The organism is Helicobacter pylori (assembly GCF_014496485.1).
GTDB lineage: Bacteria > Campylobacterota > Campylobacteria > Campylobacterales > Helicobacteraceae > Helicobacter > Helicobacter pylori_DD.
Genome location: NZ_JACTAX010000002.1, coordinates 137,573 through 152,984, shown reverse-complemented (window position 1 = coordinate 152,984; position 15,412 = coordinate 137,573). Strand labels below are relative to the sequence as shown.

Annotated in this window: 13 protein-coding genes, 1 tRNA gene and 1 pseudogene; 4 read left to right on the top strand and 11 right to left on the bottom strand. The window is 39.0% G+C overall.

From position 1 onward, the window contains the following. Nucleotides 1-302 precede the first annotated feature (302 nt). The 9 genes from tlpC to fabD all read right to left on the bottom strand — a co-directional run bounded on the left by tlpC (nt 303) and on the right by fabD (nt 10,562). Nucleotides 303-2,324 carry a methyl-accepting chemotaxis protein TlpC gene (gene tlpC, locus IC572_RS01815; RefSeq protein ID WP_187854867.1) on the bottom strand — a complete coding sequence of 674 codons (2,022 nt, stop codon included), beginning with the start codon at nt 2,322-2,324 and terminating at the stop codon, nt 303-305. A gap of 162 nt (nt 2,325-2,486) precedes the next feature. Beyond that, nucleotides 2,487-2,876: a 30S ribosomal protein S9 gene (rpsI, locus tag IC572_RS01810; RefSeq protein ID WP_001227262.1), complete on the bottom strand. Its 390-nt coding sequence runs from the start codon at nt 2,874-2,876 to the stop codon at nt 2,487-2,489. After that, entirely contained in the window at nt 2,873-3,298 is a 426-nt protein-coding gene (gene rplM, locus IC572_RS01805) for a 50S ribosomal protein L13 (protein ID WP_000167675.1), read from the bottom strand. The genes rpsI and rplM overlap by 4 nt, the downstream gene beginning before the upstream one ends. 353 nt (nt 3,299-3,651) lie before the next feature. Further along, nucleotides 3,652-3,840, bottom strand: coding sequence for a DUF5408 family protein (locus IC572_RS01800; RefSeq protein ID WP_187854866.1), 189 nt, complete (start codon nt 3,838-3,840; stop codon nt 3,652-3,654). 6 nt (nt 3,841-3,846) lie between these two features. Continuing rightward, complete coding sequence (locus IC572_RS01795) at nt 3,847-5,199, bottom strand: FAD-dependent oxidoreductase (protein ID WP_001947736.1); 1,353 nt, start codon at nt 5,197-5,199, stop codon at nt 3,847-3,849. Between the two features lie 53 nt (nt 5,200-5,252). Beyond that, entirely contained in the window at nt 5,253-6,626 is a 1,374-nt protein-coding gene (locus tag IC572_RS01790) for an SH3 domain-containing C40 family peptidase (protein ID WP_187854865.1), read from the bottom strand. Nucleotides 6,627-6,645: 19 nt separating this feature from the next. Beyond that, nucleotides 6,646-8,736, bottom strand: coding sequence for an RNA polymerase sigma factor RpoD (gene rpoD / locus IC572_RS01785; protein WP_187854864.1), 2,091 nt, complete (start codon nt 8,734-8,736; stop codon nt 6,646-6,648). Nucleotides 8,737-8,926: 190 nt separating this feature from the next. Continuing rightward, complete coding sequence (locus IC572_RS01780; protein ID WP_187854863.1) at nt 8,927-9,622, bottom strand: 5'-methylthioadenosine/adenosylhomocysteine nucleosidase; 696 nt, start codon at nt 9,620-9,622, stop codon at nt 8,927-8,929. A gap of 10 nt (nt 9,623-9,632) precedes the next feature. Continuing rightward, nucleotides 9,633-10,562: an ACP S-malonyltransferase gene (fabD, locus tag IC572_RS01775; protein WP_001199001.1), complete on the bottom strand. Its 930-nt coding sequence runs from the start codon at nt 10,560-10,562 to the stop codon at nt 9,633-9,635. A 130-nt stretch (nt 10,563-10,692) separates the two neighbouring features. On the opposite strand from fabD, the gene IC572_RS01770 reads away from it, so the two are divergent. The 3 genes and pseudogenes from IC572_RS01770 (at nt 10,693) to IC572_RS01760 (ending at nt 12,821) form a co-directional block, all read left to right on the top strand. Further along, nucleotides 10,693-10,784 (top strand) — tRNA-Ser (locus tag IC572_RS01770). A 218-nt stretch (nt 10,785-11,002) separates the two neighbouring features. Next, nucleotides 11,003-11,981: pseudogene (locus IC572_RS01765) on the top strand (HTH domain-containing protein). 3 nt (nt 11,982-11,984) lie between these two features. Beyond that, a complete protein-coding gene (locus IC572_RS01760; RefSeq protein ID WP_187854862.1) occupies nt 11,985-12,821 on the top strand; it encodes a DNA-methyltransferase in 837 nt (278 codons plus the stop codon). 6 nt (nt 12,822-12,827) lie between these two features. Here IC572_RS01760 and IC572_RS01755 read toward each other — a convergent pair whose 3' ends face one another. Both IC572_RS01755 and IC572_RS01750 read right to left on the bottom strand, forming a co-directional pair. After that, nucleotides 12,828-13,727 carry an alpha-1,2-fucosyltransferase gene (locus IC572_RS01755; RefSeq protein WP_187854861.1) on the bottom strand — a complete coding sequence of 300 codons (900 nt, stop codon included), beginning with the start codon at nt 13,725-13,727 and terminating at the stop codon, nt 12,828-12,830. Nucleotides 13,728-13,812: 85 nt separating this feature from the next. Continuing rightward, on the bottom strand, nt 13,813-14,343 hold the full coding sequence (locus IC572_RS01750) for a hypothetical protein (protein WP_038417147.1): 531 nt from the start codon (nt 14,341-14,343) through the stop codon (nt 13,813-13,815). A 72-nt stretch (nt 14,344-14,415) separates the two neighbouring features. On the opposite strand from IC572_RS01750, the gene IC572_RS01745 reads away from it, so the two are divergent. Next, complete coding sequence (locus tag IC572_RS01745) at nt 14,416-15,360, top strand: D-2-hydroxyacid dehydrogenase (RefSeq protein WP_187854860.1); 945 nt, start codon at nt 14,416-14,418, stop codon at nt 15,358-15,360. Nucleotides 15,361-15,412: the final 52 nt, after the last annotated feature.

The following is a 15,412-nucleotide window of genomic DNA, read 5'->3' as shown; positions in this document are numbered from 1 at the left end:
TATTTTGATACCCCTTTAACCCCCAAAACTAACACTCCCCCTAAGAACGCTTTTAAAAATCCAACCAAAGCTTTTTATCAAATTAGTGCAAAAAACTCCGTCCTTTAGGGTGCAAGATGTAAGCGCTTAGGCTATATTCAAGCTAACAAAATACCTCTAGTCTTTTTAGGGTAAGAAATGCCCATGCAGACCTTAAAGAGTCTTTCGCATTAGCGTTCGTTAGGGTGCTTTAGTTAAAAAAACCCCTTGCTTTAGAAAAAGGGGCGGTTTCATGTTTCAGACATTCAAATTAAAAGCAGAAACTAAAATTTCTTCTTGCTCACATCTTCTAAAATGTCTTGGGAGATCCCATCAATTTTTGCGCTGACTTGTAAGGAATGGTTAGCGATAGTCAAATTATCCTGCACATCTTGTTGCAAGGCGTTAATGGAATTGTGGATGTTTTCTACGCCCTTGTTTTGCATTTTGATAGACTCAGCGTTATCGGCAATGCTTTGAACTAAAATATTGATATTGGCTTCAATCTCGCTGAGGGATTTTTGCGTCCTTTCAGCGAGCTTTCTCACTTCATCAGCCACCACCGCAAAGCCTCTGCCATGCTCACCGGCCCTTGCGGCTTCAATAGCGGCGTTTAGGGCTAATAGATTCGTTTGATCGGCAATATCTCTAATCATATCCACCACGCTTTTAATGTCTTCGCCTTGAGAGATCATCTCCTGGCTTTTAGAATCAATCGTTGTAATAATATTAGTGATTTCTTCTAAGGATTGGGTGGTGTTTTTCAGGCTTCTTTCTTGCTTGTGGGCGGTTTTAGTCAAGTTATCCACGCAAGTTTTTAAATCTTTGGATTCATGATTGAGCGCGTTCGCAAACCCTAAAGAAGCTTTAAGCATGCTAGAAATTTCTTGCCCTAAAGTGTTGAGCGCTTTTTCCATGTTGGCTTTAGGGTTTTGGATGTGGTGGGTGAAATCCAGGTTTTTATAATGCTCTAGGGCGTTGTTTAGGGCTTCAATATTGGCGCCAATTTGGTTGCGGAAATACTGGATAATGCTATTAATCGTATTTTTTAGGGCTTGCAAATCTTTATTTTTAGGCACGCATGCGATTTCTTGCGTGAAATCCCCATTTTCCACATGGTTTGTTACTTCAATGCTGTTTTGAATGGCTTGATTATCGGCTTGAATGCTTTCTTGGGTTTTAAGAATGTTTTTATTGATAGAAGCTTGCATTTGCCCGATTTCATCATAAGCGCTTGGGGGCGTTAAGCTTATGACATGGTTATTTTTGGGGTTGTTAAGCAAGTTGAAAAAATCATTTAGGGTGTTATTGACCCTACCGATGCGTTTGGTTATAAGACTAGAAATAATGATAAAGACTAAAAAGGCTAACACCAGCACGCCTAAAATCAAAGTGGTGATAATAATGAATTTGGTGTTTGTCGCTTCTTTAAAGACTAAAGATTTATTGACATATTTCCCAATTGCCCAACGCCAATGGTTGCCGTTATTCCCTTTTTCTTCAAAAAGATCAAAGGGCTGTATGGCTAAAAAGGTTTCTGTATTCCCGCTCAATGAATGGTAGCTCAAAGTGCCCGCTTCGTTTTTGTCATAATACTCCACAGCCTTAGCGACTCTTCTATCTGGATTGATAGCGCTTAAAATCTTATCTTGGATCTCACGATTAGGGTTGATTAAAAGCCTGCCATCTTTCCCCATTAAAAAGGTGTTGCTCTTTTTCTTGCCTACCACATCGGTATAAAAAGCGTCAATGTTTAAAAAGAAATTCAGTGCGCCTATCACATTTTGATTTTTACCCGTTAGGGGGAGGGTAATATCCATGCCATAGATTTTATCGCCATTAACCTCTTTATAATAGGGATCTGAACGGGTTATACTTTTGAGCGAATGGATTTGATTAATCATGTTTTCATTGAGCGCGGTATTAGGGTAGGCGATTTTTGAATCCATGCTCATGGCAGTGATAATTCGTTCGTTATTATTCGTATAAATCGCGCTAATCAATAACACATGAGGGTTTGCCAGCAAAAACTCAGAGAGCATGCGTCTTTTTAGGGTGTCGTTGATAGCGCTATTTTCATCGCTTAAAAATTTTTCAAGGGTGTTAGCGCCAATAAAAATGCGCTTAATGATGCCTTGAATTTTAAAACTGACTAACTGAGCTTTTTTTTGCAACAATTCTGTGGCTTGGCTTTGCAACACGCTTTCAACCTTGTAGCTGATAATAACGCCCATAACAGCGCTAATGACAATAACAACCGCACACACCATCATGACGATTTTAGAACCAATTCTTGTAGATTTCATTCTCTTTGCCCTTTTAAAACGAATTGATAGAGAATGATTATTATACATTATTTTGAAATTTTAATAAAAAAGAGAGAACAAAAAAGAGAATAAAAAAGCAGAAAATAAAGGAGAGCCAAAGCCCTCCAAAACTCCCCCAAAGAAGAGAAAAAGAAATAAAAATTACCTTTTAGAGAATTGTGGGCTTCTTCTGGCCTTTCTTTTACCATATTTTTTGCGTTCAACCACCCTTGAATCTCTGGTGAGCAAGCCCTTAGGTTTTAAAATGGCTCTAAAAGCAATATCATAAGCGTTCAAAGCTTTAGAAATGCCATGCCTTAAGGCTTCCGCTTGTGCTGAGTAGCCCCCACCAAAAACCACCGCTTTAATATCCACAGATTGTTCTTGTTTGGTTAAAAGTAAAGGTTGCATGACTTTCATTTTAATGGCTTCATGCCCGCCCAACCATTGATTCAGGCTCTGCTCATTGATATTCAATTCGCCTTTACCCGGAGTGAGCCACACTTTAGCGATAGCGGTTTTCCTTTTACCGGTAGCATAGATTTTTCTCATTTAGCGTCCTTTTTGCTAGTTTGTGCGGTGTGAGGGTGCTTGTCATCACGATAAACTTTGAGTTTTTTAATCATCGCTTTCCCTAATTTCGTTTTAGGGAGCATGCCCCTAACGGCTAAGTGGTAGAGCTTTTCAGGGGTTTTTTCTAGCATTTCTTGGAGAGTCTTGCTCTTAGTGCTGCCAAAATAGCCTGAATGGGTAAAATACTCTTTATCCTCTAATTTCATGCCTGAAAATTTAACCTTATTGGCGTTGATAACCACCACAAAATCCCCACAATCCACATTGGGGGTGTAAAAAGGGCGGTGTTTCCCTCTTAAAAGCACAGCGATTTCAGTGATCAAGCGGCCAAAAACTTTGTCTTTAGCGTCTAAAACGACCCAATCACGAACGATGTCATTGACTTTAGCGGTCTTTGTCATAAGAATCCTTTGATAAAATTAAAGCACTCATTATAAGGAAATAAACTTAAATATTGCTGAATTTAAGGAAAGTTTAAAGTTTAAAAATAGGGTTTTTTAAAAAATTTGTTTGATTGCTTTTGATTTTATGGTCAAACTCATTTCTTAAGTAAAACGCATTTCCTTAAGAGGATAGGGGGGTATTTTACAATAGCCCTCTCCTACAACCCCCAACTAAAAACCCCCTAACCCCAAAAGATCGCTTTTTAAAGAGGCTATCACTTGCTTACGCAAGCTCTTTTATTGTATTTATTTTAAAAAATGCCTTTGAGCATTTTTTAATTTTGTTACTTATGCTTAATAAGCCAAAGCCTCTATTTTTGCTCTTGATTGAGCCTTTCTTCTATCTTTTTGATTTGTTGGCTCATTTGAGCGCTCGCGTTGATTTGATTGATGAGCATGTAAAGGTTTATCATCATCAAAAGCACCACTACAATCCCTAAAAAAAATACGATTTGAATGGCTTTTTTAGCGATTTCTCGGGCTTCTTGTTCTTTTTGCATGCGTTTTTAATTTTCCAATTCTTCTGGGGATAAATCTTTATAAAAGCGTTCTAATTCAAAGCTCTCACCCAAATACGCAGCGATTTCTTGGGAATCCACAAGGGCGTTTTGCAAGCAACTCGTCGCGCCTGGAGAGGGAGTCATGTTGAAAGTGATGCCTTTATGGGTGCAAATCTTTTTTTCGCCTAATTCCAGCTTTCGCTTGGTTCTGTCTAAAACTTGCGGACGCACTTCACCAAAACCATGAGCGTATTCTAAATCTTCTAGGCTAAGAGAGGGGATGATTTTTTGAGCGTCTTTTAAAAATTTCCTTTTACCGATAACGGGCAATTCAAAGACCATGTTTTTAAACACATAATTACGGATTTCTTTATCGCTCATCAAATCAAACGCAATTTTAAACACATCTCTATTCAAATCCATTTTTAGTAATTCCAAACTAATGCCCTTAAGCCAGCATTTGTTGCGCTCTAATTTAGGCATCGTTAAAGCGGTAGGCCCGATTCGTGTTTTTCCTTTAATGACGGCATCAGGGTCGCCATGCACGGCCGCAAAAGGGAGTTTGGGGTTTTGAACGGTATAAACCTTACCCCTTAATAAATTAGGCACAAAATAAAAGCTACCCGCCACAGGCAAGCACCCTAAATCCAAGCCATAACCCATGCTCTGAGCCAAAGGCAAAGCGTAAGAACCGGCATTGACTAGCACGAATTTAGCATACACTTCTTCAGCGTCTTCAGAAATTAAGGCGTAAGTGTCGTCTCGTTTTTCAATCTTTTTCACTTTAAAATTCAAAAACACCTGGTTGTTGGGCTTTAATTTTAAAGCTTCTTCAACGAAGTTTTCGCTCAACTTCGCAAAATTCATGGTGCTCCAATCTTTTTGATAACCATGCCCGATAATGTTTTCATGCCTGTCTATGCCATTAGCCCCTAAAATCACATTAGGCTCTAATTCTTTAATCTTTTGTTTGTCAAATTCTTCCAACCCCACAAAGATTTCTTTAAAAGATTCGTAGCGTTTTTTCATGAACTCGCATTCTTCATCGCCCACGCCTATAGCCATTTTCTGGGTTTCAAAAATCACTTCATTTTGCAAGCCTTTATTGAGCGCGTATTGTCTGGTTTTATAAGCGCTCAAACGCACTTTTTTAGCTTTTTCGGGAGTGTAATTTGTTTCAATAGAGCCATCATGAATAGTTTGCGAATTAGCCTTAGCGCTGGAGCTGATTTGAGCCAATTTAGAGCATTTTTCCACGATAGCCACGCGTTTTAAAGAGCTGTATTCGCTCAAAGTATAAAAGGTCGCGCACCCTGAAACCCCACCTCCAATAATAACAGCATCAAATTCCATACTCATTGTCTTTCTCCAAATGTTTTAAATTGATAAATCGTAATCATAGTATAAGAAAATCAATTCGCATTCAAAGGGCTTGAAGTTTTATGGACAAAATCTTTCAAATCGCTCATTCCAAGCACCCTATCAATCAATAATTTCTTTTTAGAAAACGCCCCATTATGTTCTTCGGCTAACCATAATGAAGTGATCACCACGCCCCCTATTTTATGGCTCAAGGTTTTAAAATGCTTTTGGGTTTGCACCGACCAAATGCTGTGAGCGACTATCGCTTGATGGTTGTGTGCGCCTAAATAGAGCATGATATGCCCTTTTAAATAGATGAGCGTTCCAAAAGGCGTGGCGTTTTTAAGGATATAATCTTCTTTTTCTTTAGCTTTCATGGAGCTTAAATCCACATAATTGTTCGCATAACGGCTTTGCGCGTAGGAATTTCTGGGGAGCAAAATACCAAAATTAGCGAAACTATCTCTGGTGAAAGCCGAGCAATCCCTGTTACCTAATAGCCCCCCCCAGCCGTATTTTTGCCCTAGCATGGTGTCTATAAAATACGCCATGTTCTCGCTGTTAAAAGCCTTAGGGAAAACAAAAAAATCCTTTTCATCTAAGATCACGCTTTGTAAAGTTGCATAACCCTTAGCGTCTCTCAAAAAACCATAGGCTTTCAATTCCTTTTTTTGGGGTTTTTGAGGTGTTTTTTGACTTTGAGGGATGAGAGCGAACAATTCGCCCACCCTAGCATTGGTGTAAAAATCCCCATAGTCTGTATAAAGGGGGATTTTATCTTTTATAGGCATGACATAGTTTTTAAGCTTGGTTAAAAGCTCTATGTCTTTATCATGCATGTAGGCTAAATCGCTAACTTTAATCCAGCCATAAACAAAACTGCTTTGAATGTGGGCGTAAGTTTTATCTAGATTAAAATGCGTGATTAAAACCGGCGTGCCTTGAAAAATCAGCGAATTTTGATACCTGTCAAAAGGATAGCCTTTTTGAGAAAGATAAAAAGGTTTGTTAGTAGGCACAGCCCTAACATCGCTATCTCGCACCACAACAGCCTTAATCTTAGCGCTCGGGTAATGCTCAATATCCATGCTTTTAATAAGCTCATCATTGAAAGCTTTTGCGTTGGGTTTTAGATCTTCGCCATAACCGGTGGATTTATTCATTTCCTTAAGGATCCAAAACACTTCTTTTTTATTGCTTTTGACTTTCGCATCTAGCCATGGGGAATACCACGCTTTGAGGTAGCTCTCTTTTAGGTTTTCTCTTAACGCTTGGGGGTCAATGCTTTGGTTATTATGACTGCCATTTTGAGAGCTTGCAAGATAGCTTGAAGCCTCTTGGGGCAAGGATAAATCTTTGAGCGTGAAATCCTTTTTCATGCAACCCACAAACAAAAACAAGAAAACTACAAGAAAATAACGCATGCTTTAGAGAACCTTAATGTCAAATGCGCAAATAGTTTCTTAAAATGCGCCCGTATTGCGGGCTTCTCAATTTTTTGATCGCAGAGCTTTCAATCTGGCGCACCCTTTCTCTCGTAACATTCAATTCCTTGCCAATTTCTTCTAAAGTTCGATCGCTTTCATCGTCCAAAAGCCCAAAACGCATGCGGATCACCGCTTTTTCTCGCTCATTCAACTGATCCAAAACGCTTTCAATTTGCGCTTTTAAATCTTCGCGCATGATGTGATCAATGGAACTAACGATATTTTTATCTTCCACGAAATCCCCAAATTTGCCATCATCATCATTGCCGACTGGGGTTTCCAAACTGATAGGCTCTTTAGTAACCTTAATCACATTCTTCACTTTATCTAACGAAAGCCCCACTTCTTCAGCCACCACTTCTAAATCAGGCTCTTTGCCGGTTTCTTGAATGTGTTTGCGCATGACTTTATTGATGCGATTGATCGTGTCAATCATGTGAATGGGGATGCGGATAGTGCGGGCTTGATCGGCTATGGCTCTGCTGATAGCCTGCTTGATCCACCAGGTCGCATAGGTAGAAAACTTGAAACCCTTTTCATGCTCAAACTTATCCACCGCTTTCATCAAGCCAATATTGCCCTCTTGAATCAAATCCAAGAAGGGTAAGCCTCTGCTCGTGAATCGTTTAGCGATGCTCACTACCAACCTTAAATTGGATTTAGCCATTTTGTTTTTAGCGCGATCAGAAATCAATTTCCCTCTTTTGATTTGCTCTAAAATTTCTTTTAGCTTGTTAGGGGCTAAATCAAAGCCCTCTTCGCTCGCTTCTTTAGTCAAAAAGAGTTTTTTGAGATCCATATACACGCTCACCATAGTCGCTTCTGGCACTTGAGCGATAATGTCTTCTTTAGTCATGTTAGTGATATTGGCAAGGATTTTTTTATGGTTAGCGATGAGAGTGTCATTGAATAAGGGCAGTTTGTATTCCAAGCGTTTCAACTCTTTTTCAAACCCATCGCCACTCTTTAAAGTGGTCTCCATCGTTTTGACTAGTTCATTAATCAGTTTGCTGGTAGGCTCTAAATCATAGAGTCTGTCTTTAAGCGTTTGGCGTTTGTAAGCTAGGGTCAATGAACGCACCAATTCGTCTTCTTTTTCATCTATGGGGGCTTCAAGGGCTTTAAGCCATTCTTTTTTAGCCTTGTCTAGGGCTTTAAAACTCTCTTGGACCTTTTCAACGCGCTTCTTGTCTTTTTCAGAAACGACTTTTTTCCTTTCTTCGTTTTCTTCGTCTTCTTCGCTGTCATCATCTTTTTTAGGATCGCTCACGCTATTTTCATCGTCATCATCAAAGCTCCTAAAAAGCTCTTTAACCCTTCTTTCACGATTGATCAAGGCGTCTTTATACGCATAAATAAAATCAATCAAATACGGCACCGAGCAAATCGCGTCTAGAATAATGTCTTCACCCAAGCGGATCTGCTTGCTCAATTCAATTTCTTCATCTTTGCTTAAAAGTTTTATATCCCCCATTTCACGCAAATACATGCGCACCGGGCTATCGCTTCTGCTCCACTCTAAAAAATCCTTTTCTTTCAAAAAGTCATAGCCGTCTTCTAATTCTTCATCTAAAACTTTTTGCTTTTCTTCGGTGTTTTTAATCTTGTCAATCGCATTGAGTTTTTTAGCGTATTCTGAAGAGCTGACCAATTTCTTTTGGTATTTTTGGCACAATTCTTTGATTTTTTTGACTTGGGCTAGAGTGGGGACTTTTGCGCTGATTTGAATGATGGACTCATAAGAAACGCAATCGCTTAAGGAATTAGCGAATAATTCTTCTAATTCTTCATTGAAACTGAGCTTTTTAACAGGGATAGGTTCTTTAGCTTTAGCTTCTTTAATTTTGCTTTCTTTGGCTTTGCTTTCTGTGGTTCTAGTTTCTTTAATTTTGCCCTCTTTGGCTTTATTGTTTTTGTTTTCCTTATTATTTTCTTTAGCTTTATTTTCCTGTGTGGCTTCTGTTTTGGATTCCTGTTTAGCTCTTTTGGGGGCTTTTTCTTCGTTAGCTTTCTTTTTCATTGGACACTCCATAAAATAAGAACCCATGCTTTCAATCAAAAGCTAGGTCTATAAGATACATCTAATCCTTTGTTATTTTACTAAAAGATAGCTTAAATTCTAATTATATTATTGGAATTTTTCCCCGCTTTATTAAATATTCATCACAAAATGTAAAAAATACTAAAAAGCTTTTTTACATTCCACCTCTCCATTCCACCCCTCTATAAAAACAAACCTAAAGCTCATCCACCATGCTTTTTAAGAATTTCGCTGAAGTTTGAGCGCTTTTTTCTAAAAATTCATCAAAACTCATACCGGCTTCTTCATCGGCGTTATCGCTAATACTCCTTAACACGCAGCATGGCACGCCAAATTTTTGGCACACAAACGCCACGCTCGCCCCCTCCATTTCCACCGCGCTCGCCTTAAATTCGCTAACTAAAAATTCTTTCCTTTCTTTGCTATGCACAAACTGATCGCCTGATGCGATGATACCTTCTTTGAGCGCGATATGTTGCTCATTAGCGACTTTTTTAGCCAAAGCGTTCAAACTTTCGCTCGTTTCAATAAAAATCGCGCTTTCGGGGATAAACCCTAAAGGGTGATCAAACGCGCTCAAATCCACATCATGTTGGACTAATTTTTGAGCCACTAACAAATCATTGATTTTTAAATCTTTAACTAAGCTTCCAGCCACCCCGCTAAAAAGCACCTTTTGAACGCCAAACGCTAAAATCATGCTCGTCGTGGTTAAAGTGGAATGCACCTTGCCAATCTTGCTATAAGCGACAATGATTTCCTTATCATTATAAACGCCTTTATGGAAAACATTCCCCCCTAAAGGGATCTCTTCAAAACCAGCACCAAACAATTCTAAAATAGGGGTTATTTCTTCTCTCATCGCCCCTAAAATGCCAATTTTTTGCACCATTTTCTCCTAATCACACGTATTCTTCTAAAAATTCAATGGCTTCATCAAGCCCTTTATTGTCCCCCACGCTTATAGTAGGCTTATTGCTCAATCGCTTGTTAAGCCCCTTTAACACGCTCCCACAGCCTAATTCAAAAAAGACATCCACTCGGTCGTTGTTGGATTTCACGCAGTCTTGATAACGCACCGGCTGAGTGAGTTGCAAGCTCAATAATTCAACGGCTTTGGCTTTGTTGTGATACGCTTCATTAGTCGCATTGGAGATGATTTCAAAATGGAATTTATCTTTCAGGCTTTTTTCTAGCAATTCCTGGAATTTAAAAATCATAGGTTCTAAAAAAGGGCAATGGCTCGCCACGCTCATTTCTAAAAAAACCACTCTTTTAGCCCCCATTTCCTTTAAAGTCGGCTCTAGGGCTTTCAAATCGTCTTTAATCCCGGCTAAAACCACTTGCATGCCACCATTAAAATTCGCGCACCACACGTTTTTGGTTCTTTGACACAGACTTAAAAGGCTTTCTTCAGAAACGCCCAAAACGACCATCATGGAAGCGTCTTTGTTCGCGCACGCTTCTTGCATCATTTTGCCTCTTTGGTGCGTGAGTTTAAGGGCTTTTTCAAAATCTAACGCCCCACTCAAAGACACCGCGCTCACTTCGCCGAGCGAATGCCCTAAAGCAAAAACGGGTTTTAACCCCCCATTTGCTTGCTTGTTGAGTAATTGGTAAGCGATATAGCTCACTAAATAAATGGCAGGCTGGGTGTAAGCGCTCTCTTTTAAAAGCTCGTTTTCTTCAAAAAGCGTTTTTTTCATATCCACTTTAAGCGCGTTAGAAGCCCTTTCAAACAATTCTTTAGCTAGGGTGTGGCTCTCATAGAACGATTTTCCCATTCCTATACATTGCGAGCCTTGCCCTGGAAATAATAGCGCGTATTGCATGGTTATCCTTTAAAGTTTATTAATCCATAATTTAAAATTGTAATATAAAAGCCCTTAGTTTTGTTTAGAAACCATTAAAGTTTAAGGTTTATTTTAACTTATTTTTACTATAATTCTACTTTGTGAATGAGGACAGGTGGGTGAGTTGGCTGAAACCACATCCCTGCTAAGGATGCGTAGCCGTCAAGGTTACCGAGGGTTCGAATCCCTCCCTGTCCGCCAGCCTTTTTGCCTTTAAAAACTTTTTGTTTAGAATGTATTAACGAGACACCATAGTTTCTAAGCATTCCTTTTACGACACTCCTTTTACAGATTTTACAAATACAAATTTTAGGTTGGGTGAAGAGAGACACCCAGCCTAAACCCTATCAATCCACTGCGGTATTTTCAAACATTTTGAGTATAATTGCTTCTGCTCATAATCACAAAAAAGAAAGAACATGACTTACAGAGAATTAGGTAAAAAAGTTTTAGAACAAGCAGAGAAGCCTTTGAGCGCTGAAGAAATTTTTGAGAAAGCTTGTGAAATGGGATTGGATAAAGAATGCAAGGACGGAAAAATACTTTCTCATAGTCTTGGAAGTCAGCTTGGTGAGCACGATATTTCTAAAGAAAGGAAGCAATTTTATGTTGCACGCAAAGAGGGAGGAGCCTTTTTCTATTGGCTCAAATCTCGTGAAAGAGAATTTCCACCACAAGAAACCTCAAACACCGAAGATGATGAACAGAGCGAGTGTTCAGGCACAGCCAAAAAACAAAAAAACTCTTTTCATGAAAGGGTTTTACACCCACTGCTTGTGAAATTCCTCAGCGAAGATCCAAATTTCAAGCTCCTATGCAAAACCATCCGCCATGAAGAATGTAAAAAAGGCGAAGGGGGCGAATGCAAGTGGAATTATCCTGACATCGTGGGCGTGTATTTTCCCTACAATAAAATATAAAGAAGAAACTTTGAAATTTTTACACCATACCGGTCAAGAAAAACACAAGCTTTTTTCCTTTGAGCTTAAAAAAGAGCTTAGTTTTTCCAATTTAAAAGAAAGCTATTTCCAAGCGGTGAGCAATTCTACTTGGGCTAATGAGGGGTATTTGGTGGTTTTTGAAGAGATTAAAGATAAAGTTTTGGGCGAATTAAGGCGGCTCAACCAAAGCTTTGGTATAGGGGTTATCAAGCTGGAATCTGAAATTTCAAACTCCAAAATCTTGTTGCCAGCTAAAGAAAGAGAGATTGATATACCCACACTTAACATGCTTATAGAACAAAGTCCGAAAGATTTTGAGCCTTTTATGGAAAAGATTAACAAGCAAATTAAAACAGGACTTGATACGGCAGTGGATATGGAGAAGTTTTTTGATCCAGTACTTGATGATGAAGCAATGCGAAAATACATTAAAGATAAAGGCATTAAAGCAGAATAAAAAATGGGAGCGCCTTATCTTTCTCGCCCCATTTTTAAAAGCACAGACCAGCTTTTCACCCTTTATCAAGGGGATTGTAATGAGGTTTTGCCCCAATTTGAAAATGCTTTTGATTTGATCTTTGCTGATCCGCCTTATTTCCTTTCTAATGACGGCTTAAGCATACAGAGCGGTAAAATCGTGAGCGTCAATAAAGGCGATTGGGATAAAGAAAATGGGATTAACGATATTGATGAGTTCAATTACCAGTGGATTAACAACGCCAAAAAGGCTTTAAAAAACACAGGAAGCCTTTTAATCAGCGGGACTTACCACAACCTTTTTTCTTTGGGGCGTATTTTACAAAAATTGGATTTTAAGATTTTAAACCTCATCACCTGGCAAAAAACCAACCCTCCTCCCAATTTCAGCTGCCGTTATTTGACGCATTCGGCTGAGCAAATCATTTGGGCGAGAAAAAGCCGCAAACACAAGCATGTTTTTAACTATGAGGTTTTAAAAAAGATCAATAACGATAAACAAATGCGTGATGTGTGGAGTTTCCCATCGATCGCTCCTTGGGAAAAAGTTAATGGCAAGCACCCCACTCAAAAACCCCTCGCTTTATTAGTGCGCTTGCTTTTAATGGCGAGCGATGAAAATTCCCTCATTGGCGATCCTTTTAGCGGGAGCTCTACCACAGGCATTGCGGCTAATCTTTTGAAAAGGGAATTTATCGGCATAGAAAAAGAAAGCGGGTTTATCAAAATATCCATGAACAGAAAATCAGAATTAGACGCTCGCTATAAAGAAATCCGATCTAAAATCAAAGATTTAAATCTTATAAGCCCCTTTTTTTAAGCCGCTTTAAGCATTATACTTTTGGGATTTTACCTCAAAATGGGATTCTATTTTCACCCATTCCTTACAAAGGATATTTTCATGCCCAAAAAGCCAGTGTTTGGGGCCAATAATGATTTTTTCTGGATTTTCTATCAAATAAGCCGCCCACCAGCTATAAGTGCTGTTAGCGATAATGCCATGCTTGCAAGATTGCATGAGCAGCATGTCCCAATACGCCTCTTCTTCTTTATCCCTAGTGGTCATGTCCATAAAAGGGTAGCCAAGATCAAGGTTTTGCGTGAATTCCAAGTCTTCGCAAAACACAAAAAGCTCCATGTTTGGCACGCGCTTTGCCATATACTCAAGCGCCTTTTTTTGATAATCAATACCAAGCTGACAGCCAATCCCCACATAATCCCCTCTTCTTATATGCACAAACACGCTGTTTTTAGCGGCTAAAATCAAAGAAAGCTTGCGGTGGTATTCTTCCTCTTTTTTTTTATTATTCTTATTATTTTCGGGGGGGGGTAGGGTGAAGGTTTGCTTGATTAAAGAGGATATAGCATCAAAATATCGTGGATCTTGGAAGTAACCATAAAAATAAGTCAAGCGGCTTGGCTTTAACAATTTAGGCTCGTATTCAAAAACGATTTCTTGACTCACCCTATCAAACCCCATGCATTTGAGCACCTCTCTTACTAGCTTGGGGAGGTGTTGCATTTTAGCTATAGCGATTTCTTTTTCACTCGCATAGGGCAAATCAATAGGGAAAAGCTCTAATTGCATTTTCCTATTGCTCCAATCAAAAGAAGTAATATCTAACAGCACGGGCGTATTGAGGTGTTTTTGCAAACTTTTAGCGAAAGCGTATTGAAACATTTGATTCCCAAGCCCCCCACAAATTTGCACCACCTTAAAAGCCATTCAATCCCTTTATATTTTCAAATAAAACGCTCATTTTAAAGCCCTTTTTCAATAAAAACCTAAAAAGTGGGGTAACGCCTTCAAATCATTTGAATTTTTTATTTGAAAAAGACGCGTATGAGGGTTCTAGCAAGCGTTCTTGGTATTCTAAAAGAATCCTGTCTTCGCTATTGAGCGAGTAGGCTTCGTCGTATTTGCGCTTGATGATGCCCTTTAAAATGGTGTGCTGGACTTGGTATTTATCTTCTTTAAGCATTTCATCCACTAAAGCGTAAAGCTGAATGTCTTGAATGAGTAAATCTGAAATTTTAACGCTCTCTTTATCAAACAATTCTTCATTAGCGCAATATTCATTCACTAAAATAAGCACTCGGCTATACACATCCGATGCGATTTTAGCGTTTAGGGTTCTATAAATGTAATCTTTGATTTTTTTGAGCTGCTCTTCTAAATCTTCACTGGCCTTGCTCGCTAAGGCTAAAATACTTAAAATTTGAACTAGAGTCATCATCTTATGGCTTAAAGAGCGGGTGCGCCATTTAATGAGAAGGCGCATGAAATAAGACATTTTGACAGAAAGGCTACAGGGGAGGGTGTTTTTCTTGGGTTTTGGCATGTTTAGTTTCTTTTAAAAAAGGATTTTGTGGTTTAATTATATAACTTTAAAATTAAATCTAGGAGTAAAGAGATGAAAACATTCAAAAAAGGCGTAATCTTAGACGCTAAAAGCGTGGGGTTAAAAGCGCTAGAAGTTTTAAAAGAAGTGGCGGATTTTGATTTTTATGAGGTTACTTCGCCCAATCAAATCGTTGAACGATCAATTGAGGCTGAAATTATGGTATTGAATAAAGTCGTGATTACTGAAGAGGTTTTAAGCCAATTGCCTAAACTCAAACTCATTTGCATCACCGCTACAGGCACGGATAATGTGGATATAAAAAGCGCGAAAGCTTTAGGCATAGAAGTCAAAAACGTGAGCGCTTATTCTACAGAATCCGTAGCCCAGCACACTTTAGCGTGCGCGTTGTCTTTGTTGGGGAGGATCAATGATTACGATCGTTATTGCAAAAGCGGGGAATACAGCCAAAGCGATATTTTTACGCACATTAGCGGTATGAAAATGGGGCTTATTAAAGGGGGTCAATGGGGGGTTATTGGCTTAGGCACAATCGGTAAGAGAGTCGCCAAACTCGCTCAAGCTTTCGGGGCAAAGGTGGTGTATTATTCCCCTAAAGATAAAAAAGAAGAGTATGAGCGCTTGAGTTTAGAGGAATTGCTTAAAACAAGCGATATTGTCAGCATTCATGCCCCCTTGAATGAAAGCACATGCGATTTAATCGCTCTGAAAGAATTGCAAAGCCTAAAAGAAGGGGCGATTTTAATCAATGTGGGGCGTGGGGGCATTGTGAATGAAAAGGATTTGGCTAGAATTTTAGAAACTAAAGATTTGTATTACGCGAGCGATGTGTTTGTGAAAGAGCCTTTTGAAAAAGACCATGCGTTTTTGAACCCAAAGATCCAAAACAAATTGCTTTTAACCCCCCACATCGCATGGGCGTATAGCGACAGCTTGAAAACCTTAGTGGAAAAAACTAAAGAAAATATCCAGGATTTTTTAGCTTCTCAAAAATAAACGCAAAAAAAAGGGGGGGGGTTTAATCGTTTGAGTTTTTTTACTGCTAACG